Below are 21,563 nucleotides of genomic sequence, written 5' to 3'. Positions count from 1 at the left end.
CGTCGCGTTTTCCCTTATTTTTGTACTACGATATTTTCCTGGGAAGGATCAACATGCTGCAGTTGCAGCTTTTCCGTTGCGATCCGTTCAACCCGGCTGTGATCGCCGAGCGCGTTTTCTTCAAGGATCAGATTTCGCCATTCAATATCCAGCGCATCGCGTTCCAGCACCAGCTGCTCGCGTTGCGCAGTCAATAAACGTGTATGGTGAGCTGTGGTCACCACCGTAACTGCCGTAACAATGATGCAAATGAACAGGCAGAGTGGCAGTTTCCCGAACCGCAAAAGATCGTCGCCGATCACGCCAGGCAAGGCATGGCGCTCGTTGCTTCCTAACGATCCCTTAACTTTGCTTAGGGTTTCTGTCACTCTGCCGATCATGCGTTCGTCCTCTCTGCAACTCGCAGCACTGAACTACGGGCGCGTGGATTCTCTGCCACCTCTTCTTCGCCCGGCATCAACTTGCCTAATGCTCGCAACTGACGGCCACCCAGCTTCCTGAGTTGTTCTTCCGTCATCGGCAGCCCCGCTGGTACTTGTGGACCGCGGCTCTGTTCACGCATAAAGCGTTTCACAATGCGGTCTTCCAGCGAATGGAAGCTGATGATGGATAACCGCCCACCCGGGGCCAGCACGTCGAGCGAGCTTTTTAGCGCCAGCTCTATTTCCTCCAGTTCACTGTTTACCCAGATGCGAACCGCCTGGAAGGTACGGGTCGCGGGATGTTTGTGCTTATCCTTCACCGGCGTTGCCGCCGCAATCACTTCGGCCAGCTCTTTGGTGCGGGTCATTGGCTCTACGCGGTTGCGCTCAACGATGGCGCGCGCAATGCGCTTGCCAAAACGTTCTTCGCCGAAGGTTTTGATCACCCAGGCAATATCCGCTTCGTCAGCAGTCTGCAGCCATTCGGCGGCAGACTGGCCGCGCGTCGGGTCCATACGCATGTCCAGCGGACCGTCGCGCATAAAGGAGAAGCCGCGTTCTGCATCATCAAGCTGGGGAGAAGAGACGCCAAGATCGAGAAGAATCCCGTCGATCTTGCCCGTAAGATCGCGCTCGGCAACGTAATCCGCGAGCGCAGAGAAAGGTCCATGCACGATGGAAAAGCGTGGGTCATTGATGGTTTGTGCAACGGCAATCGCCTGCGGATCGCGATCGATTGCCAGCAGACGCCCTTCCTCTCCAAGCTGGGAGAGGATCAAACGCGAGTGACCACCGCGACCAAACGTGCCATCAATGTAGATGCCATCCGGACGAATATTCAGGCCGTTCACGGCCTCGTCCAGTAACACCGTTTTGTGTTTATAATTTTCCATCATATTTATAGAGACAAGTCCTGCAGCCGTTCCGATAAAGTTGCGGAATCAGACTGCTCAGCGTCGATATCTTCCTTGACCTGTTGATACCAGGTCGTTTCGTCCCACAGTTCAAACTTGTTGAACTGCCCGACCAGCATCACTTCTTTGGTCAGACCGGCATGTTGCCGCAGCACGGGCGCGATCAGTAATCGCCCGGCGCTATCCATCTGACACTCACTGGCATGTCCCAATAACAGCCGCTGCACGCGGCGCTCTTGCGGGTTCATGCTCGACAGTCGCGACAGCTTTTGCTCAATAATTTCCCATTCAGGTAAGGGGTAAAGCAGCAGGCAGGGGGAGTTGATGTCAATGGTGCAAACCATTTGACCCGAAGCATTCTCAATCAGCTGGTCGCGGTATCGGGTTGGGACCGATAAACGCCCTTTGCTGTCGAGATTGACTAACGTAGCTCCACGGAACATGCCAGTCTCACCCCTCCTCACCACTTTAACCCACAAATTCCCACCTAAAGGAGTTTACGGAGCGAGGGAAAAGCTTGTCAAGCCAGGACTCTCCCTGTAAGGACCCGAAAGCCCTCTATTTACAGAGATAAACAGTCCTGGTTAATAACTGCACAACTGGCGAGGCAAAATTAACGTTATGAATATTTGTAAGAAAAAAACCGAATATGCACACTAGCGTTAAGGCTCACTCAATATCATCGCAGATAAATATAAAGTGTCAGTTTGCGACGCGGGCAGCATTTTATGACAGATTGTCAGGGGAGAACAGCGCCAGATTCACTCAAATGGTCGGTGGGAGCGGCGGTTGCGTTGCTGGCCGGTCGGGGTTAAGGAAAAACGTCTGAATATTCATCGACCGAAGAGGGTTTGTAACAAAATAATACAAAGAGAGGCTTTTAAAATGGCTTCGTGATTCTTTAAGGTTCATTTAAAACGGCAAAATGAATTAAGAAAAATAGTAGATTACGATCTCTCAAGAATTATCCTAATTTCATTGCGGGAATTAACTCGGCGAATTATTCCAGTAAAAAGGGGCGGTTTTCGCCGCCCCGTCATTTCATTTATGGCGGCTCAAAATTCCGCGATGATAGAGATTACGTTTGATACGCGTCAGACCCGGCTTCGGTTTCCGCGGCTCATCCAGGCTCGCCAGAACAATCTCCAGGATCCGTTCAGCTACATCGCGGTGACGCTGGGCTACCGCCAGCACCGGGCACTGAAGGAAATCGAGAAGCTCGTTATCCCCAAACGTGGCGATCGCCAGGTCGGAGGGAAGCTTGCCTTCACGACGTAAGGTGACATCCATCACCCCCTGCAGAAGAGCAAACGACGTGGTGAACAGCGCCTGGGGCATCGGGTGCGTCTCCAGCCATTTTTCGAACAGCTGCGCAGCGGCTTCGCGTTCGTAGCTGTTGGCATAGAGATAGTGGACTTCACGCGGATCGTCTTTCCAGGCGGTTCTGAACCCTTGCTCACGCAGGAAGCTCACGGAAAGCTCGGGCAGCGCGCCAAGATACAGCACCGTTTCAGCGGGGAAAGTTCTCAGCTCAGCGGCCAGCATTTCCGCGTCATCCTGATCGGCACCCACTACGCTTGTAAAATGCTCACGATCGAGCGCGCGGTCCAGCGCAACAATGGGGAAAGGATCGTTCGCCCAGCGCTGGTAGAACGGATGCTCCGGCGGTAAGGAGGTCGAGACGATGATGGCATCGACCTGACGCTGGAGCAGGTGTTCAATGCAGCGCATCTCGTTATCGGGCTGATCTTCAGAACAGGCAATCAGCAGCTGGTAACCGCGCTGGCGAGCCTGACGTTCAAGATAGTTGGCGATACGGGTATAGCTGGTGTTTTCCAGATCCGGTATCACCAGACCAATAGAGCGGGTGCGCCCGGCACGCAGGCCGGCAGCGACAGCATTCGGATGGTAATTATGCTCACGAACCACCGCCATAACTTTTTCAACGGTCTTATCGCTGACGCGGTACTGCTTTGCTTTGCCGTTAATCACATAGCTGGCCGTTGTTCGTGACACGCCGGCTAGCCGGGCGATTTCATCCAGTTTCACAATTGCCCCTTAAAAAAAGAAAAGAGTCCATGGCCCTGTCAAGGTTATGGTTAAATCTTTTAACATCTAAACGCAGAAAAGCCTTCGCGGCAACCGCTTTTATCTGCGTTGTCGGCTGATTACGCAAAAAAAAGCCCGGCTTTGCTGACCGGGCTGAAAGAGGCGAACCTTTTTAACAACTACCGCATGATTTTCTCGCCGCGTGACAGACCAACGATCCCCGATCTCGCCACCTCAACTATTTTTGCTACATCCCGCACGGACGCCAGAAAAGCGTCCAGCTTGTCACTGGTTCCGACCAGCTGAACCGTATAAAGAGAAGGCGTGACGTCGATGATCTGCCCGCGGAAAATGTCCGCATTGCGTTTGACCTCTTCGCGCCCGTAACCGCTGGCCTGAATTTTTACCAGCATGACCTCACGCTCAACGTAAGCGCCCTGCCCCAGCTCGCTCACGCGCAGCACATCGACCAGCTTATGCAGCTGTTTCTCGATCTGCTCAATTACCTTGGCGTCGCCAACGGTCTGAATCGTCATACGCGACAGCGTCGGATCGTCCGTTGGCGCAACGGTCAGGCTTTCAATGTTATAGCCGCGCTGCGCAAAAAGCCCAATGACGCGCGACAGTGCGCCAGACTCGTTTTCCAGTAATACCGATAATATCCGGCGCATATCAGGTTCTCTCCGTTTTGCTTAACCACATTTCGTCCATACCGCCGCCGCGAATATGCATCGGATAAACGTGCTCGGTTCCATCAACGATGACATCCATAAAGACGAGGCGGTTGTTTTTAACGTGCTCAAGCGCTTCTGCGAGCTTCGTTTCCAGTTCAGCCGGATCGGTCACCCGCATCCCCACATGACCGTAAGCTTCAGCAAGACGAACAAAATCCGGCAGCGATTTCATGTATGACTGAGAGTGGCGGCCCGAGTAGATCATATCCTGCCACTGCTTCACCATACCGAGATAGCCGTTATTAAGGTTGAGCACCAGTACCGGCAGCTCATACTGCAGCGCGGTGGAGAGTTCCTGAATGTTCATCTGAATACTGCCGTCGCCGGTCACGCAGACGACGGTTTCATTTGGCAGCGCCAGCTTCACCCCCAGCGCGGCAGGCAGGCCAAAGCCCATCGTGCCTAATCCCCCCGAGTTGATCCAGTGACGGGGTTTATCAAACGGATAATAGAGGGCGGCAAACATTTGATGCTGGCCCACGTCAGAGGTCACATACGCGTCGCCTTTCGTCAGCCGCCACACCGCTTCGATGACCGCCTGCGGCTTGATGTGCTCGCTTTGGGCGTCATATTTCAGACACTGCCGCGCGCGCCACTGCTCAATTTGCTGCCACCAGTCGCGGATCTCATCCAGCGGCTGCGCTGCGTTCTCCAGGGCCAGCAGATCCAGCATTTGTTCAAGGACCTGACGAGCGTCGCCGACGATAGGTACATCGGCCGACACCGTTTTTGAAATTGAGGTTGGATCAATATCAATGTGCAGCACGGTGGCATTCGGACAGTACTTCGCCAGGTTGTTGGTCGTACGATCGTCAAAACGCACGCCGACGGCAAAGATGACGTCAGAATGATGCATCGTCATGTTGGCTTCATAGGTACCGTGCATACCCAACATGCCGAGCGCCTGACGGTGGGTGGCAGGAAACGCTCCGAGCCCCATCAGGGATGACGCAACAGGAAGATTGAGCTTTTCAACCAGTTCACGAAGCTGTGCCCCACACGCTGAATTGACTGCTCCGCCACCGACATAGACCACCGGCTTTTTAGCAGCCAGCAGCGTCTGCAGCGCGCGTTTGATCTGACCTTTGTGGCCCTGCGTTGTTGGGTTGTAAGAGCGCATGCTCACCGATTCCGGCCAGACATAAGGCAGCTTGTTTGCCGGGTTCAGGATATCTTTCGGGAGATCGACCACCACCGGACCCGGGCGCCCGCTTGCCGCAAGCCAGAACGCCTTCTTCAGCACGCCAGGAATGTCTTCAGTTTGCTTGACCAGGAAGCTGTGCTTCACAACGGGACGCGAAATCCCGACCATGTCGCACTCCTGGAATGCATCATAGCCAATCAGGGATGTCGCGACCTGTCCGGAAAGGATCACGAGCGGAATAGAGTCCATGTACGCGGTCGCAATGCCGGTAATGGCATTTGTCGCACCAGGCCCCGACGTGACCAGTACCACGCCCACTTCACCCGTCGCACGCGCCAGGCCATCAGCCATATGTACCGCCGCCTGCTCATGGCGTACCAGCACATGGTCAATGCCTCCTACCGTATGCAGCGCATCATAAATATCAAGAACCGCACCGCCAGGATAGCCGAACACTTGCTTTACGCCCTGATCGATCAGCGACCGGACGACCATTTCCGCGCCAGACAACATCTCCATGCTTTGCCTCCAGGCATTTTGTTATAGACGGACCGCAGAATTCATTTCCGCACCGTCTTGCGATCGGGATGAACCCGTCTTCTATTTTGCAGAGTGATACTTACCTTAACCGCTCGTTATGAGGCAGGCAATTCGCAAACCAGGAGAGAGAAGAGGCCGTGAAAGCAGAAAAAGCAGGCATTGTCAGAGGATATGGTTAATTCATCTGAAATTAGAGGATGAGATGATAAATCATCGCTGAAAAGCGCGGCGATGTAGAAAATCATCTATTTTTACACGCCTGGCAACCGCCAGACAAAATACGCAACAGAACAAAATATTAATAAAGGAAACAAAACCAGGATAAATCACATGCAAAGATGCAATTTATCCTGATTCGATTATCGACGGCAGATGCTAATAAGTAGCTCTTCCATCCACTGATGTCCTTTATCCCGTCCAGCGGCTTCATGCCAGGAGAGATAACAGGTGCGGCTATTTAGCTTGAGCGGCAGAGGCAAAATTTGCAGATTTAACGCGCCAGAGAACTCTTCTGCCAGCCAGCGTGGTGCAATTGCCACCAGCTGCGTCTGGGAAACGACGTTTAAGACGCTGACCATGGCCATCCCCTGATAAGCCACGCTCGCCTGTTTCTCCGCAGTGTCGTACCAGGGCAGGCTAAAGGAGGCATATCTGTCGAGCGCAACAACGGCATGCTGTTCGCTATAAACGTCATTTTCACGTAACGGCGCATTCAGTCGCGGATGTTTTTTGCTTGCAACCAGCACCATTTCATCTTTAAACAGCGGTACACAGGAAAATTCAGGACGGCGGAATTCTTCATACCCCAGGACGAATTCGGTTTCCTGGTAACGTAACTGGTGTTCGGTGTTTTGATTTAAGGACGATTTAAAGACGAGATTAATATTAGGTGCGATCTCTTCAACTTTATTATAAATAATTGATGTCAGATAATTATCTAATGGACTGCAGACGCAGAGATGGAATACCCGCTCACTGCTTAAGGGTTCAAAGCCTGAGCCCGGGAGCTCATTTTGCACCAGCTGCAGCGCCTGGCGGATGGAGCCGAAAAGCTGGAAAGCCCGCGCTGTGGGCTGGATCCCTCTGCCATAACGAACGAATAACTCATCGTTGAACATCACTTTAAGCCTGGCAACCGCGTTGCTTACCGCGGGTTGTGACATTCCCAACGTTTGTGCCGCCCGGGTGATATTCTGCTCCTGCATGACAGCATCAAACACCGTCAGTAGATTAAGATCCACCGTGCGCAACTGCGGTTTAATCCCATCAGTAACTTGTGGTTGTTTAATATTATTTTCTGGCACTTCTGACTCCACTGTCACGCTACACTCCCTTCGCCAACGCACTGTAATAATTTCGGAAAATATGATTTACCATGCAAATACGACCAGCGAAAGAAAATTGTTTAAAAATCGGAATATATAAAGATCACACAATGATGCTAAAATAAAAAATGGACGCAAAGGATATGTTTAACTTTAGTGATAGAATGAAACCATAAACCAAATCAATATACAACAACCATCCAGTTAAGGATGACTTAAGTATAATTAAACTGTTATCAATTTTGAGCGAAATTAAGTTAATAACCTGTTATCGATGATTGTTTTTGAATAGAGCATAAGACCTCTTCAAAATGATAAACTAATGATATTAAAACAGTTTAAAGGGAAAGAATTCGTGAGGACATAATTGCCTTAAAAATATCCGTTATGTTTATTCGTTTGTGCAAATGATTTTTAAGTCCAAAAATAGACAATTAGTTAAGTCAAAAATCTAAAATCCAGCACAATAAGCTAAACAACACATCCTGTCTGTTACGCCTTCTGGGGCCGTTTTTGCCATCAGGGGTTGACATGAACAGTCGTATCCAGTACCACTAAAAGCATATTGAATTTAACGGAGCACGATTCATGACACGCACCATTCGTTTCACCGGTCTACTACTACTAAACGCATCCACTGTGCGCGGTAGACTGGCGGGCGAAATTCAGCGTTGAATCGTCACCAGTAAGACTAAAAACCCGCGCCACTGCGCGGGTTTTTTTATGCTCGTAGCAAGGCGCCCTAAGACTGACAAGGACCTAACCCATGAGCCAGCAAGTCATTATTTTCGATACTACTTTACGTGACGGTGAACAGGCATTACAGGCAAGCCTGAGTGTAAAAGAGAAACTGCAGATTGCGCTGGCTCTCGAACGTATGGGCGTCGACGTGATGGAGGTCGGTTTCCCGGTCTCCTCTCCGGGTGATTTTGAATCCGTACAGACTATCGCCCGCACCATTAAAAACAGCCGCGTGTGCGGTCTGGCGCGCTGCGTAGAAAAAGACATCGACGTTGCTGCTGAGTCGCTGAAAGTGGCCGAAGCCTTCCGTATTCATACCTTTATTGCAACCTCACCCATGCACATCGCAACCAAGTTGCGCAGCACGCTGGATGAGGTCATTGAACGCGCGGTATACATGGTTAAGCGCGCACGCAATTACACCGATGACGTTGAATTCTCCTGTGAAGATGCGGGCCGTACGCCGATTGAAGACCTGGCGCGCGTAGTAGAAGCCGCCATCAACGCGGGCGCTAAAACCATCAACATCCCTGACACCGTCGGCTACACCATGCCGTTTGAGTTCTCCAACATCATTACCGGCCTGTATGAGCGCGTACCGAACATTGATAAAGCCATCATCTCAGTACATACCCATGATGATTTGGGCCTGGCCGTAGGCAATGCCATCGCCGCGGTGCACGCCGGTGCCCGTCAGGTAGAAGGTGCAATGAACGGTATCGGGGAACGCGCGGGCAACTGTTCCCTGGAAGAAGTGATCATGGCGATCAAGGTGCGCAAAGACATCATGAACGTGCACACCCGCATCAATCACAACGAAATCTGGCGCACCAGCCAGACCGTCAGCCAGATTTGCAACATGCCGATTCCGGCCAACAAGGCGATTGTCGGCACCGGCGCCTTCGCCCACTCCTCCGGCATTCACCAGGACGGCGTGCTGAAAAACCGTGAAAACTACGAAATCATGACTCCGGAATCCATCGGCCTGAACCAGGTGCAGCTGAACCTGACCTCCCGTTCCGGTCGTGCGGCGGTGAAACACCGGATGGAAGAGATGGGCTATCAGGACAGCGATTACAACATGGATCAGCTGTACGACGCGTTCCTGAAGCTGGCCGACAAAAAAGGTCAGGTGTTCGATTACGACCTAGAAGCACTGGCCTTCATCAACAAGCAGCAGGAAGAGCCTGAGCACTTCCGTCTGGATTACTTCAACGTGCAGTCCGGCTCCAGCGACATCGCCACCGCCTCAGTTAAGCTGGCCTGCGGTGAGGAAATTAAAGCGGAAGCGGCAAACGGCAACGGCCCCGTCGACGCTATCTATCAGGCGATCAACCGCGTCACCGAGTACGACGTTGAGCTGGTGAAGTATGACCTGACGGCGAAAGGGCACGGTAAAGACGCGCTGGGTCAGGTGGATATCGTCGTCAACTACAACGGCCGCCGCTTCCACGGCGTGGGCCTGGCGACGGATATTGTCGAATCCTCCGCGAAAGCGATGGTGCATGTCCTGAACAACATCTGGCGCGCCGCTGAAGTCGAAAAAGAGTTGCAACGCAAAGCTCAGAATAAAGAGAACAACAAGGAAACCGTGTAATGTCGAAGAATTACCATATTGCTGTGTTGCCGGGTGACGGTATTGGCCCGGAAGTGATGGCACAGGCGCTGAAAGTACTGGAAGCCGTTCGCTCGCGTTTTGCGATGAAAATTACCACCAGCCACTACGACGTGGGCGGTATTGCGATTGATAACCACGGAACGCCATTGCCGAAAGCCACCGTTGAAGGCTGCGAAAATGCCGATGCCGTGCTGTTTGGCTCCGTCGGTGGCCCGAAATGGGAACATCTGCAGCCGGCAGAGCAGCCGGAGCGCGGCGCGCTCCTGCCGCTGCGTAAACATTTTAAGCTGTTCAGCAACCTGCGTCCGGCGAAGCTGTATCAGGGGCTGGAAGAGTTTTGCCCGCTGCGCGCAGACATCGCGGCTAACGGTTTCGACATTCTCTGCGTGCGCGAGCTGACGGGCGGCATCTATTTTGGTCAGCCAAAGGGTCGCGAAGGCAGCGGTCAGCACGAGAAAGCGTTTGATACCGAGGTGTATCACCGTTTCGAAATTGAACGTATCGCCCATATCGCCTTTGAGTCTGCGCGCAAGCGCCGCCATAAGGTGACCTCTATTGATAAAGCGAACGTGCTGCAGTCGTCCATTTTGTGGCGCGAGATCGTCAGTGAAGTCGCTAAGCAGTACCCGGACGTTGAGCTGTCACACATGTACATCGACAACGCAACGATGCAGCTGATTAAGGATCCGTCCCAGTTTGACGTGCTGCTGTGCTCCAACCTGTTCGGCGATATTTTGTCTGACGAGTGCGCGATGATTACCGGCTCTATGGGCATGCTGCCGTCCGCCAGCCTGAACGAAGAAGGCTTTGGCCTGTACGAGCCGGCGGGCGGCTCCGCGCCGGATATCGCCGGTAAAAACATTGCCAACCCGATTGCGCAGATCCTCTCTCTGGCCCTGCTGCTGCGCTACAGCCTCGATGCAGGCGACGCAGCAACCGCAATTGAAAGCGCCATTAACCGGGCGTTAGAAGAAGGCGTCCGTACCGGTGACTTAGCGCGCGGTACGGCAGCAGTCAGTACTGATGAAATGGGTGACATCATTGCCCGCTATGTCGCTGAAGGGGTGTAATCATGGCCAGGACCTTATATGAAAAGTTATTTGACGCCCACGTTGTCTACGAGGCGCCAAACGAAACCCCGCTGCTGTACATTGACCGCCACCTGGTGCACGAAGTGACCTCTCCGCAGGCCTTCGACGGCCTGCGCGCGCACAAGCGCCCGGTGCGCCAGCCGGGTAAAACCTTCGCGACCATGGATCACAACGTCTCGACCGAAACCAAAGACATCAATGCGTCCGGTGAAATGGCGCGTATCCAGATGCAGGAGCTGATTAAGAACTGCAACGAGTTTGGCGTTGAGCTGTACGACCTGAACCATCCGTATCAGGGCATTGTCCACGTGATGGGGCCTGAGCAGGGTATTACCCTGCCGGGTATGACCATCGTCTGCGGTGACTCCCATACCGCGACCCACGGCGCATTTGGCGCGCTGGCGTTCGGTATCGGCACCTCGGAAGTTGAGCACGTTCTGGCGACGCAGACCCTGAAACAGGGCCGCGCCAAAACCATGAAAATTGAAGTGAAGGGTAAAGCCGCGCCGGGCATTACCGCGAAGGACATCGTTCTCGCCATCATCGGCAAAACCGGCAGCGCAGGCGGTACCGGTCACGTGGTGGAATTCTGCGGTGAAGCCATTCAGGCGCTGAGCATGGAAGGTCGTATGACCCTGTGCAATATGGCTATTGAGATGGGCGCTAAAGCAGGCCTGGTCGCACCGGACGAAACCACCTTCAACTATGTGAAGGGCCGTCTGCACGCGCCGAAAGGTCAGGATTTTGACGACGCGGTCGCGTACTGGAAAACCCTGAAAACTGACGACGGTGCCACCTTCGATACCGTTGTCACGCTGCAGGCGGAAGAGATTGCGCCGCAAGTCACCTGGGGTACCAATCCGGGCCAGGTGATTTCCGTCAACGACAGCATCCCGGACCCGGCGTCCTTCGCCGATCCGGTCGAGCGCGCCAGTGCGGAAAAAGCGCTGGCCTACATGGGGCTGAAGCCAGGCGTACCGTTGACCGACGTCGCCATTGATAAAGTCTTTATCGGTTCCTGCACCAACTCCCGCATCGAAGATTTACGCGCGGCGGCAGAGATTGCGAAAGGCCGCAAAGTGGCGCCGGGCGTACAGGCGCTGGTGGTTCCAGGCTCCGGTCCGGTGAAAGCCCAGGCGGAAGCGGAAGGACTGGATAAGATCTTTATCGAAGCAGGCTTCGAATGGCGTCTGCCGGGCTGCTCAATGTGTCTGGCGATGAACAACGACCGCCTGAATCCGGGCGAGCGCTGCGCCTCCACCAGCAACCGTAACTTTGAAGGCCGTCAGGGCCGGGGTGGACGCACCCACCTGGTCAGCCCGGCAATGGCCGCCGCTGCGGCAGTCACCGGCCATTTCGCCGATATTCGCAGCCTGAAATAAGGAGACAATCATGGCAGATAAATTTACCCAACATACGGGCCGTGTTGTCCCGCTGGACGCCGCTAACGTCGATACGGACGCGATCATTCCTAAGCAGTTTTTGCAGAAAGTGACCCGCACCGGTTTTGGCGCACACCTGTTCAACGACTGGCGTTTTCTGGACGACAAAGGCGAAGTGCCAAACCCGGAGTTCGTCCTGAACTTCCCGGAATACAAAGGTGCATCAATTCTTCTGGCGCGGGAAAACTTCGGCTGTGGCTCCTCGCGTGAGCATGCGCCCTGGGCGCTGACCGACTACGGCTTTAAGGTAGTTATCGCCCCGAGCTTCGCGGATATCTTCTACGGCAACAGCTTCAACAACCAGCTGCTGCCGGTGACGCTGAGCGACGAGCAGGTCGATGAATTGTTCGCGCTGGTGAAGGCGAACCCGGGCATGGCGTTTGAGGTGGATCTGGAAGCAGAAGTGGTGAAAGCCGGGGATAAGACCTACAGCTTCAGCATTGATGCCTTCCGTCGCCACTGCATGCTGAACGGTCTGGACAGCATTGGCCTGACGCTCCAGCACGAGGACGCCATCTCAGCGTACGAGAAAAAACAGCCTGCGTTTATGGGCTAAAGGCAATGGCCCGCAGGGTGCGGGCCATTGATAAGGGTGCGTTGAGGCTCAACCACTCTGGAGAGGCGGGGAAATCTCCCCGCCAATACCGCTAACGTTTTGCTTCGTAAGCCAACACTGCCGCCAGCTCTGTTTTCTCCTGTCTGAAGTGCAATTCACACAGCGAATCACGCACCATCCAGGTGAAGATCAATAGCGTCGTACAGATCAGAAACAAACCTAACAGCAGAGCACGTTTTGGCATTCCAGCCTCCTTATTGCTTTTCGGCAATGAAGAGACTAACCTCGCAATGTGTGTTGTGAAGTTGGTCTCCCCATCATTTTTTTGATGTGGGACTCTCCACTGTTTGCCTCTTGCGAAAGCCTGAGGCAAACAGCCTCAAGCACCCGCCACGCACTCTATGCGCCTTCTCTGCTCCTGTCAGAAAATCGTTTCATTTCGTGAAGCCGCCTTCCAGAATCAAACATCCTTGACCCGGCAGGTCAGCCCAAGCGTCACCACCGAAATCGCAGCAATCATCCAGTAAACCGAGGCATGGCCATAGCTTTGCGCCAGCGCCCCCTGAATCACCCCCGCCAGAATAACGCCCGTCGAAATGCTGTTGGTGAACAGCGTAGTCGCGGAGCCGGCGCGGCCGGGCATGAGATCCTGGAACCAGAGCATGCCGATCCCGGCAACGATGCCAATAAACACGGCATTAAACAGCTGCAGCACCAGCAACGCTTCACGCGAATGGAAAAGGAGCAGCCCCGCGTAGAACAGCACCCCGGCCGCCACGGCAACGATCATCATCCGACGCTTTCCGAAGCGCTTAACGTAATACCCCGCCAGAATCATCGCTGGAATTTCCAGCCCGGCGGCGGTCCCCATTAAGATCCCTGCAAGCTTGTCCGGCAGACCCAGATCGCTGCTGATCCACAGCGGCATATCAATGATGTACATGGTGTTGCAGGTCCACATCAGCGTGGAGGCGATAAACAGCATCCGCACGTTTTTATCCTGCCAGCCGCTCACCTGAGTGATGGGCTTATCCGTCGTCTGCTCAACCCGGGCGACAGACGGCAGCGCAAAGGCTATCAGCGCCAGGCTGATAATAAAAATGCCTGCCGCGATAGAAAACATGACCGTAAAGCCGTAGTTCAGCGCCAGCATGAACGCCAGCGGCGGGCCGATCACCCACGCCAGCGAGAGCTGCGCGCGCATCACCGAGCTGAACATCACCACCTCTCGCGCCGAGCTGTCGGCGTATTCACGGGCGAGCGCGAACAGCTGCGGCATGGCGGTATTAGCAAGAGAGGCCAGCAGCACGCCGCAGGTGATGAGCGTCAGGTAATGACGATTGAAGGCAAAAAGCAGCGCGTTGCCCACGGCCATCGCGCAGCAAAAGAGGATCAGCCTGCGGCGATCGCCCTGGTTGTCCGATCGTTTCGCCAGCCCCAGACTTACGAGGATCCCGGCAATCGCGTTGACGGTATAAAACAGGCCAACCCAAAACGGCTGCGCCCCCACCTCGCGGCTGAGAAACAGGCTCAGCGTCGGCGCCTGCAGGGCCCCCGCCACGCCCATCATAAAGGCCACCAGCATAAAAGCGGCATATACGCCATTCAGGCGGCGCCCCATCGTCATCAACCACAGCATGCGCAAGTCCTTGTGAAAGCGAATCGAAATTGGGTGAAAGAATAAACGAAAAAAGCCAGCAAAAACATTTTGCTGGCGGGTGATAAACACCAATACTCAGTCACACATGATCGAGGCGAGTTAGCGGGAAGAGGTCGGTTTCGTAACGTCCCACTGCATCAGTTCTTCCAATATTTTCAGCCGTTGCTCTGCACACTGGCGGGCCAGCCAGGACGATCCCTTTGTCGCTGAAAAGTACTGCTGATAAAACTGACGTGCGGTAGACCTCTTCATAATTTACCTCCTCACTTCATCGGGAAGAATTATTGGCTTAATATAGGGATTAATAAATTGCTGATTTTTTGTCAGGAGTTCCCCTTTTATGCCATCCGGTCGACTGCAACAACAATTCATCCGCCTGTGGCAGTGCTGCGAGGGTCAATCGCAGGAGACCACGCTTAACGAGCTGGCAGAACTCCTCAACTGCTCTCGCCGCCATATGCGCACGTTACTCAACACCATGCAGCAGCAGGGCTGGCTAAGCTGGGAGGCCGAGGCCGGACGCGGCAAGCGCTCACGCTTGACCTTCCTCTATACCGGTCTGGCGCTACAGCAGCAGCGGGCGGAGGATCTGCTGGAGCAGGACCGCATCGATCAGCTGGTGCAGCTGGTGGGCGACAAGGCCGCCGTGCGCCAGATGCTGGTCTCGCATCTGGGGCGCAGCTTTCGTCAGGGCCGCCACATTCTGCGGGTGCTCTACTATCGGCCGATGAAAAACCTGTTGCCCGGCACGGCATTGCGACGTTCTGAAACCCACATGGCCCGGCAGATATTCAGCGGTCTGACGAAAATAAATGAGGAAAATGGGGAACTGGAAGCGGATATCGCGCACCACTGGCAGCAACTTTCCCCCCTGCACTGGCGTTTCTTTTTACGCCCGGGCATTCACTTCCACCATGGCCGCGAGCTGGAGATGAGTGACGTCATCGCCTCTCTGGAGCGCGCCCGCACGCTTCCGCTCTATTCGCACGTCTCGCAGATCCACTCCCCCACTGCCTGGACGCTGGACATTGAGCTGTCTCAGCCGGACAGATGGCTGCCGTGGCTGCTGGGCTATGTGCCCTCAATGATCCTGCCCGGCGAATGGCGATCGCTGAACAATTTTGCCAGCCTGCCGATTGGCACAGGCCCCTACGCCGTGTCGCGCAATAACAACAATCAGCTCAAGATCCGCGCCTTTGATGACTATTTTGGCTATCGGGCGCTGATCGACGAAGTGAACGTCTGGGTATTGCCAGATCTCAACGAAGAGCTGAGCGCCGGCCTGACGCTGGAGGGGCCCACAACCAGCGAAAAGGCGTTCGAAAGTCGCCTGGAAGAGGGCTGTTACTACCTGCTCTTTGACAGCCGCAGCCACCGCGGATCAAACCACGACGTCCGCAGGTGGATCAGCCATGTTCTGGCCCCGGCTAACCTGATTTATCACGCCGAGGATCAATACCAGACCTGGTGGTTCCCGGCATATGGCCTGCTTCCGCGCTGGCATCATGCTCAGCCGGTGCGCAGTGAAAAACCCGCCGGGCTGGAGACCATTACCCTCAGCTACTATCGCGATCACATTGAGCACCGTTTTATCGCGAAGATCATGAGCAAGCTGCTGGCGGCCGAAGGCGTGACGCTGGCGATACAGGAAATCGATTACGATGAATGGCACCGCGGGGATGTCGTCAGCGATATCTGGCTCAACAGCGCCAACTTCACGCTGCCGCTGGATTTCTCGCTCTTTTCTCACCTGTATGAAGTGCCCCTCATTCAGCACTGTATCAAGCGGGACTGGCAGCAGGACGCCGCGAAGTGGCGGGCAGGCGAAATGGATCTGGCCGCGTGGTGCCAGGAGCTCCTGGCCGGACAGACGATCGTACCGTTGATCCACCACTGGCTGCTGATCCAGGGACAGCGCAGCATGCGCGGCCTGCGGATGAACACCCTGGGCTGGTTTGATTTTAAATCCGCCTGGTTTGCGCCGCCGGAGCCATAACGCTTTCGTAATATTCACCAAATCATTACAATAGCGCCGTTCTCAACGGGGTGCTGCATCACAGATGTGCGCTGAGATAATACCCGTCGAACCTGATCCGGATAACGCCGGCGAAGGGATTTGAGGCTGTCGCTCAAAATCCTTTGCCACTCAACCCTGAGGTGCAAAGTGTTAAAAAACGTTCTTCCCCTGCTGGCGCTGTTTGCGCTGCCTGCTTTCGCGAAACCCGTCCTGACGGTCTACACCTACGACTCCTTCTCCGCCGACTGGGGCCCTGGCCCGGTGGTGAAAAAAGCCTTTGAAGCCGACTGCGACTGCGAGCTGAAGTTCGTGGCGCTGGAAGATGGCGTATCGCTGCTCAACCGTCTGCGCATGGAAGGGAAAAACAGCAAGGCCGACGTGGTGCTTGGGCTGGATAACAACCTGCTGGAAGCCGCGACGCAAACCAAACTGTTTGCCAAAAGCGGCGTGGCGGCAGATGCCGTCAACGTGCCGGGCGGCTGGAAAAATGACACCTTCGTGCCGTTCGACTACGGCTACTTTGCTTTTGTTTACGACAAAAATAAGCTGAAAAACCCGCCGAAAAGCCTGAAAGAGCTGGTGGAAAGCGACCAGAAGTGGCGCGTGATTTACGAAGATCCGCGCACCAGCACGCCGGGCCTGGGCCTGCTGCTGTGGATGAAGAAAGTCTACGGGGATAACGCGCCGGAAGCGTGGCAGAAGCTGGCCGCTAAAACCGTCACCGTCACCAAAGGCTGGAGCGAAGCCTACGGCCTGTTCCTGAAAGGGGAAAGCGACCTGGTGCTGAGCTACACCACGTCTCCGGCCTACCACATTATCGCCGAGAAGAAAGACAACTACGCCGCCGCGAATTTTGCTGAAGGGCACTATCTGCAGGTGGAAGTGGCTGCCCGCACCACCGCCAGCAAACAGCCGGAACTGGCCGAGAAGTTCCTGAAATTTATGGTTTCACCGGCGTTCCAGAACGCCATCCCAGCAGGCAACTGGATGTATCCGGTCACTAACGTTGCGCTACCGGAAGGCTTCGAGCAGTTGACCAAGCCAACAACCTCGCTGGAGTTTACGCCGCAGCAGGTCGCCGCGCAGCGTGCAGCATGGGTAAGTGAATGGCAACGCGCCGTCAGCCGTTAATTCCCGGCTGGTTAATCCCCGGCCTGCTCGGCGCCATGCTGATGGTGGTGGTCAGCCTGGGGGCATTTCTTGCACTGTGGTTTAACGCGCCAGAGAGCGATCTGCTCGCGCTCTGGCACGACAGTTATCTCTGGCACGTTATCCGGTTCTCTTTCTGGCAGGCGTTTCTTTCTGCGCTGCTGTCAGCAATCCCGGCCATTTTTCTCGCGCGGGCGCTATACCGACGGCGCTTTCCCGGCAGGCAGGCTCTGCTTCGCATGTGCGCCATGACGCTGATCCTGCCGGTTCTGGTGGCCGTTTTTGGCATCCTGAGCGTCTACGGTCGTCAGGGCTGGCTGGCCTCGCTCTTCGCATCTTTGGGGCTGGAGTGGACCTTTTCCCCTTATGGGCTGAAGGGCATCCTGCTGGCGCACATTTTCTTCAATATGCCGATGGCGACGCGCCTCTTTTTGCAGGCGCTGGAGAACATCCCCGGCGAGCAGCGCCAGATTGCCGCCCAGCTCGGCATGCGCGGCTGGTCGTTCTTCCGCTTTGTTGAATGGCCGTGGCTGCGACGCCAGATTGCCCCTGTTGCCGCGCTGATTTTTATGCTCTGCTTCGCCAGCTTTGCCACCGTGCTTTCGCTCGGCGGCGGACCGCAGGCAACCACCATTGAGCTGGCGATCTATCAGGCCTTAAGCTACGACTACGATCCGGGACGCGCCGCGCTGCTGGCGATGGTGCAGATGGCGTGCTGTCTGGCGCTGGTGCTGTTGAGCCAGCGTCTGAGCAAAGCCATTCCCGCTGGCAGTAATCAAATCACCGGCTGGCGCGATCCGCAGGACAGCCTGCACAGCCGCATCTCGGATTTTATACTGATCGCGCTGGCGCTGCTGCTACTGCTGCCGCCGCTGATGGCCGTCATCGTTGACGGTTTGAACCTTAATCTTATGTCCGTCCTGCAACAGCCCGTCCTGTGGCAAGCGACATGGACCTCATTGCGCATCGCACTGGCAGCCGGGCTGGTCTGTGTGATTCTGACCATGATGCTGCTCTGGAGCAGCCGCGAGCTCTACGCGCGACATGCCCGTAAAGCCGGACACGCGCTGGAGTTGACGGGCATGCTGATTCTGGCGATGCCGGGCATCGTGCTGGCGACAGGATTTTTTTTGCTGTTCAACAGCACCATCGGCCTGCCGGAAAGCGCCGACGGCATCGTGATTTTCACCAACGCCCTGATGGCCATCCCTTACGCGCTTAAGGTGCTGGAAAACCCGATGCGCGACGTCAATAGCCGCTACAGTTTGCTGTGCCAGTCGCTGGGAATGAAAGGCTGGCAGCGTCTGAAGGTGGTCGAGCTCCGCGCGCTGAAACGCCCGCTCGCCCAGGCGCTGGCCTTTGCCTGCGTACTGTCGATTGGAGATTTTGGCGTGGTAGCCCTTTTTGGCAATGAAGATTTCCGCACGCTGCCGTTCTGGCTTTATCAGCAAATTGGCTCCTACCGCAGCCAGGACGGTGCCGTCACGGCGCTGCTATTGCTGCTACTTTGCTTTGCCTTATTTACCATTATCGAAAAACTCCCGGGGCGCGATGTTAAAACTGACTGATGTAACCTGGCTTTACGAGCACCTGCCAATGCGCTTCACCCTTACCGTTCAGCGGGGCGAGCGGATCGCGGTGCTTGGCCCAAGCGGCGCCGGCAAAAGCACCTTGCTCAATTTAATTGCCGGTTTTTTGCAGCCGGCCAGCGGGTCGATAGCCATCGATAATCGTGATTTCACCCTCGCCCCTCCGGCTAAACGTCCGGTATCGATGCTGTTTCAGGAAAACAATTTGTTTAATCATCTTACGGTATGGCAGAACATCGCGCTGGGGATGGATCCAGGATTAAAGCTCAATGCTGCGCAGCGGCAGAAGCTGGCGGCGATCGCCGAACAAATGGGGCTTTCCGCCTTCATCGACAGACTGCCCGGCGAGCTTTCCGGCGGCCAGCGACAGCGCGTGGCGCTGGCGCGCTGTCTGGTGCGGGAGCAGCCGCTGCTGCTGCTTGATGAACCCTTCTCGGCGCTCGACCCGGCCCTGCGCCAGGAGATGCTCTCGCTGGTTGAGGAGGTTTGCCAGCGCGAGCAGATCGCGATGCTAATGGTGTCGCACAGCATTGAAGATGCCGCACGCATCGCACCGCGATCGGTGGTGATCGCGGAGGGGCGTATTTTGTGGGATGGGGAAACGGAAGAGCTTCTGAGTGGTAAAGCGGGGGCGTCTTCATTGTTAGGCATTCGTGCGGTCTGATGCCCTCTCCCGTGGGAGAGGGAAAAGGCCTTAACGGCTCACCACCTTCAACAGGATCTCACCGTACACCGGCATCAGCGGGTGGCGAATCAGCGCCACCAGCGCCACCACGGCCACACCCAGCGTCAGCGGGGCCAGCCAGAGCAGGCGCGCGCGCGGGAGATAGCGCGTCAGGCGATCGACGCTGGCTTTCGCGCTGCGCCACAGGCGCCAGCAGAGCCAGGCCGCCAGCCACAGCATCACCGCCGTTCCCAGCAGCAGCCACTTAAACTCACCGCTTTGCATGCCGTCAGGGATATCAATGGCCGCACCGGCCAGGATCCCCGGCAGGAAGTAAAACGGCGGCCAGAATACGCAGCCGATAATGTTTGGCACCACGAATTTTGCGACGGGCAGATCCAGCATCCCCGCCACCATCGGCACCAGCGGACGCGTCGGCCCGACAAAGCGGCCTACCAGAATGGTGAACATACTGTGCTGGTGCAGGGCATGTTCGGTTTTATCCAGCAGCGCTTTGTTCTTTTTCATAAACGACCAGCGGTGCAGCGGCTTCTTAAAGCGCCAGCCCAGCCAGAAGGAGATCCAGTCCCCCATCAGGCAACCGATAATCCCGGCCAGCCACGCCTGCCAGAAATTGACCTCGCCGCTGCCGATAAGCGCACCGAGCCCCGCCATCATCACGGTGCCGGGCAGGATCAACCCAACAAGCGCCAGCGATTCCAGAAACGCCACCAGCGCCACGGCGATGAGCGAGTACATAACGGACTGGGTAATAAAGTGTTCCAGCAATGCCTGCATAACTATTCCGGTCAGAAAACGAATCAGCGATTCTGCTTAGCGCCCTGCACTGCGTCAAGGCAACAATTGTCTGAATAGTTTACAGGTTGCTTTCTGCATTCACCTGTATGTTTAGCTTTTTTTACCGATTATTCACATCCCGCGCGGAATTCACTGGGGCTGGCACCGGTGCACTTCTTGAACACGCGAGAGAAATAGAGCTGATCTTCAAAGCCCACGTTGCGTCCGACGGTCGCGATAGGCATCCGGGTGGTGCTGAGCAACAGCTTCGCCTGGCTGATACGCTGATCCTCACGCCAGCTCAGTACGCTGACACCCAGCTGCTGGCGGAACAGATGCGAGAGCCGTGACGGCGACAGGCAGACGTGCTGAGCGACGCTGGCAATATCAAACTGGCTGTCGGCCAGATGGTCGCTAATGTACTGGCAGGCGTCGCGGACGCGGTTGTCCAGCGGCGGGTTAAGGGATTCGTTGATGGCCTCCATGCGGCGAAGCAGCACCTGCTCAAGCAGGTTGATCGCCAGCAGTTCAGCGTAGCGTCCCCCGGCCTGCCCCGCCTCAATAATCTGTGCGAACAGCTCACGAAACTGCGCCAGATGCACTTCATCCGGACGATAAAAACCGGTTTGCGCGAAAATAGCCGGCCACGACAGCCACTCCTGCCAGTAGGCGCGCGGGCGGAAATAGACCCACTGGTGATACCACTCTTTGGCGTCCGGGTGGCGCCCGTAGTGATGGATTTCTCCTGGCGGGAACAGCAGCATATCGCCGGGGCGGCAGATAAACTGCCGATCGCCGTTTTTGATCACCCCTTCCCCGCGCACGGTCAGGTTCAGGATATACCCTTTCATCCCGAGCGGTCGGTCGACGTAAAAATCGAGATATCCCTCAGCCTCGATAGGGGTCAGTCCCGCCACAAGGTGCGCGTTAAACGAGTATCCCGGCAGCAGGGGATCGTTTTGCGGTTCGGCCATAGATTCTGTTCTCCCAAGGGTCCTGAAGGAAACCAATTGTCCATATCACTAAAAGCAGGTTAAAAATGGCCCGCGAAAAGATCCCAAAAGCATCACGCCTCTTTTACGTCCGCCATGTTTCAGCCTTTCCCCCTGA

The 21,563-nt window shown here is 55.5% G+C and carries 21 protein-coding genes and 1 riboswitch; of the genes, 9 read left to right on the top strand and 12 right to left on the bottom strand.

The genetic code is table 11. From position 1 onward, the window contains the following. Positions 1-14: 14 nt before the first annotated feature. The 7 genes from ftsL to leuO form a co-directional block, all read right to left on the bottom strand. On the bottom strand, positions 15-380 hold the full coding sequence (gene ftsL / locus UTO39_RS10500) for a cell division protein FtsL (RefSeq protein WP_006173860.1): 366 nt from the start codon (positions 378-380) through the stop codon (positions 15-17). Next, entirely contained in the window at positions 377-1,318 is a 942-nt protein-coding gene (rsmH, locus tag UTO39_RS10495; RefSeq protein WP_028015503.1) for a 16S rRNA (cytosine(1402)-N(4))-methyltransferase RsmH, read from the bottom strand. Before rsmH ends, ftsL begins: the two co-directional genes overlap by 4 nt. Positions 1,319-1,320: 2 nt before the next feature. Beyond that, positions 1,321-1,779, bottom strand: coding sequence for a division/cell wall cluster transcriptional repressor MraZ (gene mraZ / locus UTO39_RS10490; protein ID WP_014882537.1), 459 nt, complete (start codon positions 1,777-1,779; stop codon positions 1,321-1,323). A gap of 598 nt (positions 1,780-2,377) precedes the next feature. Further along, positions 2,378-3,385, bottom strand: coding sequence for a catabolite repressor/activator (gene cra / locus UTO39_RS10485; RefSeq protein WP_320727131.1), 1,008 nt, complete (start codon positions 3,383-3,385; stop codon positions 2,378-2,380). Between the two features lie 179 nt (positions 3,386-3,564). Continuing rightward, positions 3,565-4,056, bottom strand: a complete 492-nt coding sequence (gene ilvN / locus UTO39_RS10480; protein ID WP_045259452.1) for an acetolactate synthase small subunit — start codon at positions 4,054-4,056, stop codon at positions 3,565-3,567. A gap of 1 nt (position 4,057) precedes the next feature. Then, the gene (gene ilvI, locus UTO39_RS10475; RefSeq protein ID WP_320727130.1) at positions 4,058-5,782 is read right to left on the bottom strand and encodes an acetolactate synthase 3 large subunit; all 1,725 of its coding nucleotides are present in this window, start codon (positions 5,780-5,782) and stop codon (positions 4,058-4,060) included. 380 nt (positions 5,783-6,162) lie between these two features. Next, the gene (gene leuO / locus UTO39_RS10470) at positions 6,163-7,107 is read right to left on the bottom strand and encodes a transcriptional regulator LeuO (protein WP_061099238.1); all 945 of its coding nucleotides are present in this window, start codon (positions 7,105-7,107) and stop codon (positions 6,163-6,165) included. 609 nt (positions 7,108-7,716) lie between these two features. On the opposite strand from leuO, the gene leuL reads away from it, so the two are divergent. From leuL to leuD, 5 genes are all read left to right on the top strand, one after another. Next, on the top strand, positions 7,717-7,803 hold the full coding sequence (gene leuL / locus UTO39_RS22335; protein WP_071786497.1) for a leu operon leader peptide: 87 nt from the start codon (positions 7,717-7,719) through the stop codon (positions 7,801-7,803). 91 nt (positions 7,804-7,894) lie between these two features. Continuing rightward, complete coding sequence (gene leuA, locus UTO39_RS10465; RefSeq protein WP_151413490.1) at positions 7,895-9,466, top strand: 2-isopropylmalate synthase; 1,572 nt, start codon at positions 7,895-7,897, stop codon at positions 9,464-9,466. After that, complete coding sequence (gene leuB, locus UTO39_RS10460) at positions 9,466-10,557, top strand: 3-isopropylmalate dehydrogenase (RefSeq protein ID WP_320727129.1); 1,092 nt, start codon at positions 9,466-9,468, stop codon at positions 10,555-10,557. The genes leuA and leuB overlap by 1 nt, the downstream gene beginning before the upstream one ends. Positions 10,558-10,559: 2 nt before the next feature. Further along, positions 10,560-11,960 carry a 3-isopropylmalate dehydratase large subunit gene (leuC, locus tag UTO39_RS10455; protein ID WP_061099241.1) on the top strand — a complete coding sequence of 467 codons (1,401 nt, stop codon included), beginning with the start codon at positions 10,560-10,562 and terminating at the stop codon, positions 11,958-11,960. Between the two features lie 10 nt (positions 11,961-11,970). Further along, positions 11,971-12,576, top strand: coding sequence for a 3-isopropylmalate dehydratase small subunit (leuD, locus tag UTO39_RS10450; protein ID WP_320727128.1), 606 nt, complete (start codon positions 11,971-11,973; stop codon positions 12,574-12,576). 91 nt (positions 12,577-12,667) lie between these two features. Here the strand turns inward: leuD and UTO39_RS10445 are convergent, their stop codons facing one another. From UTO39_RS10445 to sgrT, 3 genes are all read right to left on the bottom strand, one after another. Then, positions 12,668-12,820, bottom strand: a complete 153-nt coding sequence (locus UTO39_RS10445; RefSeq protein WP_042319272.1) for a Hok/Gef family protein — start codon at positions 12,818-12,820, stop codon at positions 12,668-12,670. Between the two features lie 216 nt (positions 12,821-13,036). After that, on the bottom strand, positions 13,037-14,215 hold the full coding sequence (locus tag UTO39_RS10440; RefSeq protein ID WP_061099243.1) for a sugar efflux transporter: 1,179 nt from the start codon (positions 14,213-14,215) through the stop codon (positions 13,037-13,039). A 120-nt stretch (positions 14,216-14,335) separates the two neighbouring features. Next, entirely contained in the window at positions 14,336-14,488 is a 153-nt protein-coding gene (gene sgrT / locus UTO39_RS10435) for a glucose uptake inhibitor SgrT (RefSeq protein WP_116342480.1), read from the bottom strand. Positions 14,489-14,576: 88 nt separating this feature from the next. On the opposite strand from sgrT, the gene sgrR reads away from it, so the two are divergent. The 4 genes from sgrR (at position 14,577) to thiQ (ending at position 19,655) form a co-directional block, all read left to right on the top strand. Next, positions 14,577-16,232, top strand: a complete 1,656-nt coding sequence (gene sgrR, locus UTO39_RS10430) for an HTH-type transcriptional regulator SgrR (protein WP_320727127.1) — start codon at positions 14,577-14,579, stop codon at positions 16,230-16,232. A 36-nt stretch (positions 16,233-16,268) separates the two neighbouring features. Continuing rightward, positions 16,269-16,369, top strand: a riboswitch (TPP riboswitch). A 31-nt stretch (positions 16,370-16,400) separates the two neighbouring features. Further along, complete coding sequence (gene thiB / locus UTO39_RS10425) at positions 16,401-17,384, top strand: thiamine ABC transporter substrate binding subunit (RefSeq protein ID WP_320727126.1); 984 nt, start codon at positions 16,401-16,403, stop codon at positions 17,382-17,384. Further along, the gene (gene thiP / locus UTO39_RS10420) at positions 17,360-18,970 is read left to right on the top strand and encodes a thiamine/thiamine pyrophosphate ABC transporter permease ThiP (RefSeq protein WP_320727125.1); all 1,611 of its coding nucleotides are present in this window, start codon (positions 17,360-17,362) and stop codon (positions 18,968-18,970) included. The genes thiB and thiP overlap by 25 nt, the downstream gene beginning before the upstream one ends. After that, a complete protein-coding gene (gene thiQ, locus UTO39_RS10415; RefSeq protein ID WP_266179276.1) occupies positions 18,954-19,655 on the top strand; it encodes a thiamine ABC transporter ATP-binding protein ThiQ in 702 nt (233 codons plus the stop codon). Before thiP ends, thiQ begins: the two co-directional genes overlap by 17 nt. A 30-nt stretch (positions 19,656-19,685) precedes the next feature. Here the strand turns inward: thiQ and UTO39_RS10410 are convergent, their stop codons facing one another. Together UTO39_RS10410 and araC are read right to left on the bottom strand one after the other, a co-directional pair. Next, a complete protein-coding gene (locus UTO39_RS10410) occupies positions 19,686-20,453 on the bottom strand; it encodes a DedA family protein (protein WP_253540680.1) in 768 nt (255 codons plus the stop codon). Positions 20,454-20,581: 128 nt separating this feature from the next. Further along, positions 20,582-21,427, bottom strand: coding sequence for an arabinose operon transcriptional regulator AraC (gene araC, locus UTO39_RS10405; RefSeq protein WP_061099250.1), 846 nt, complete (start codon positions 21,425-21,427; stop codon positions 20,582-20,584). Between the last annotated feature and the right edge of the window lie 136 nt (positions 21,428-21,563).

It is taken from the genome of Enterobacter sp. 118C5 (assembly GCF_034107645.1).
In the GTDB taxonomy this organism is placed as follows: Bacteria; Pseudomonadota; Gammaproteobacteria; order Enterobacterales; family Enterobacteriaceae; genus Enterobacter; species Enterobacter nematophilus.
The sequence above is the reverse complement of the archived record's forward strand: the minus strand, read 5'-3'. Positions and strand labels throughout refer to the sequence as shown.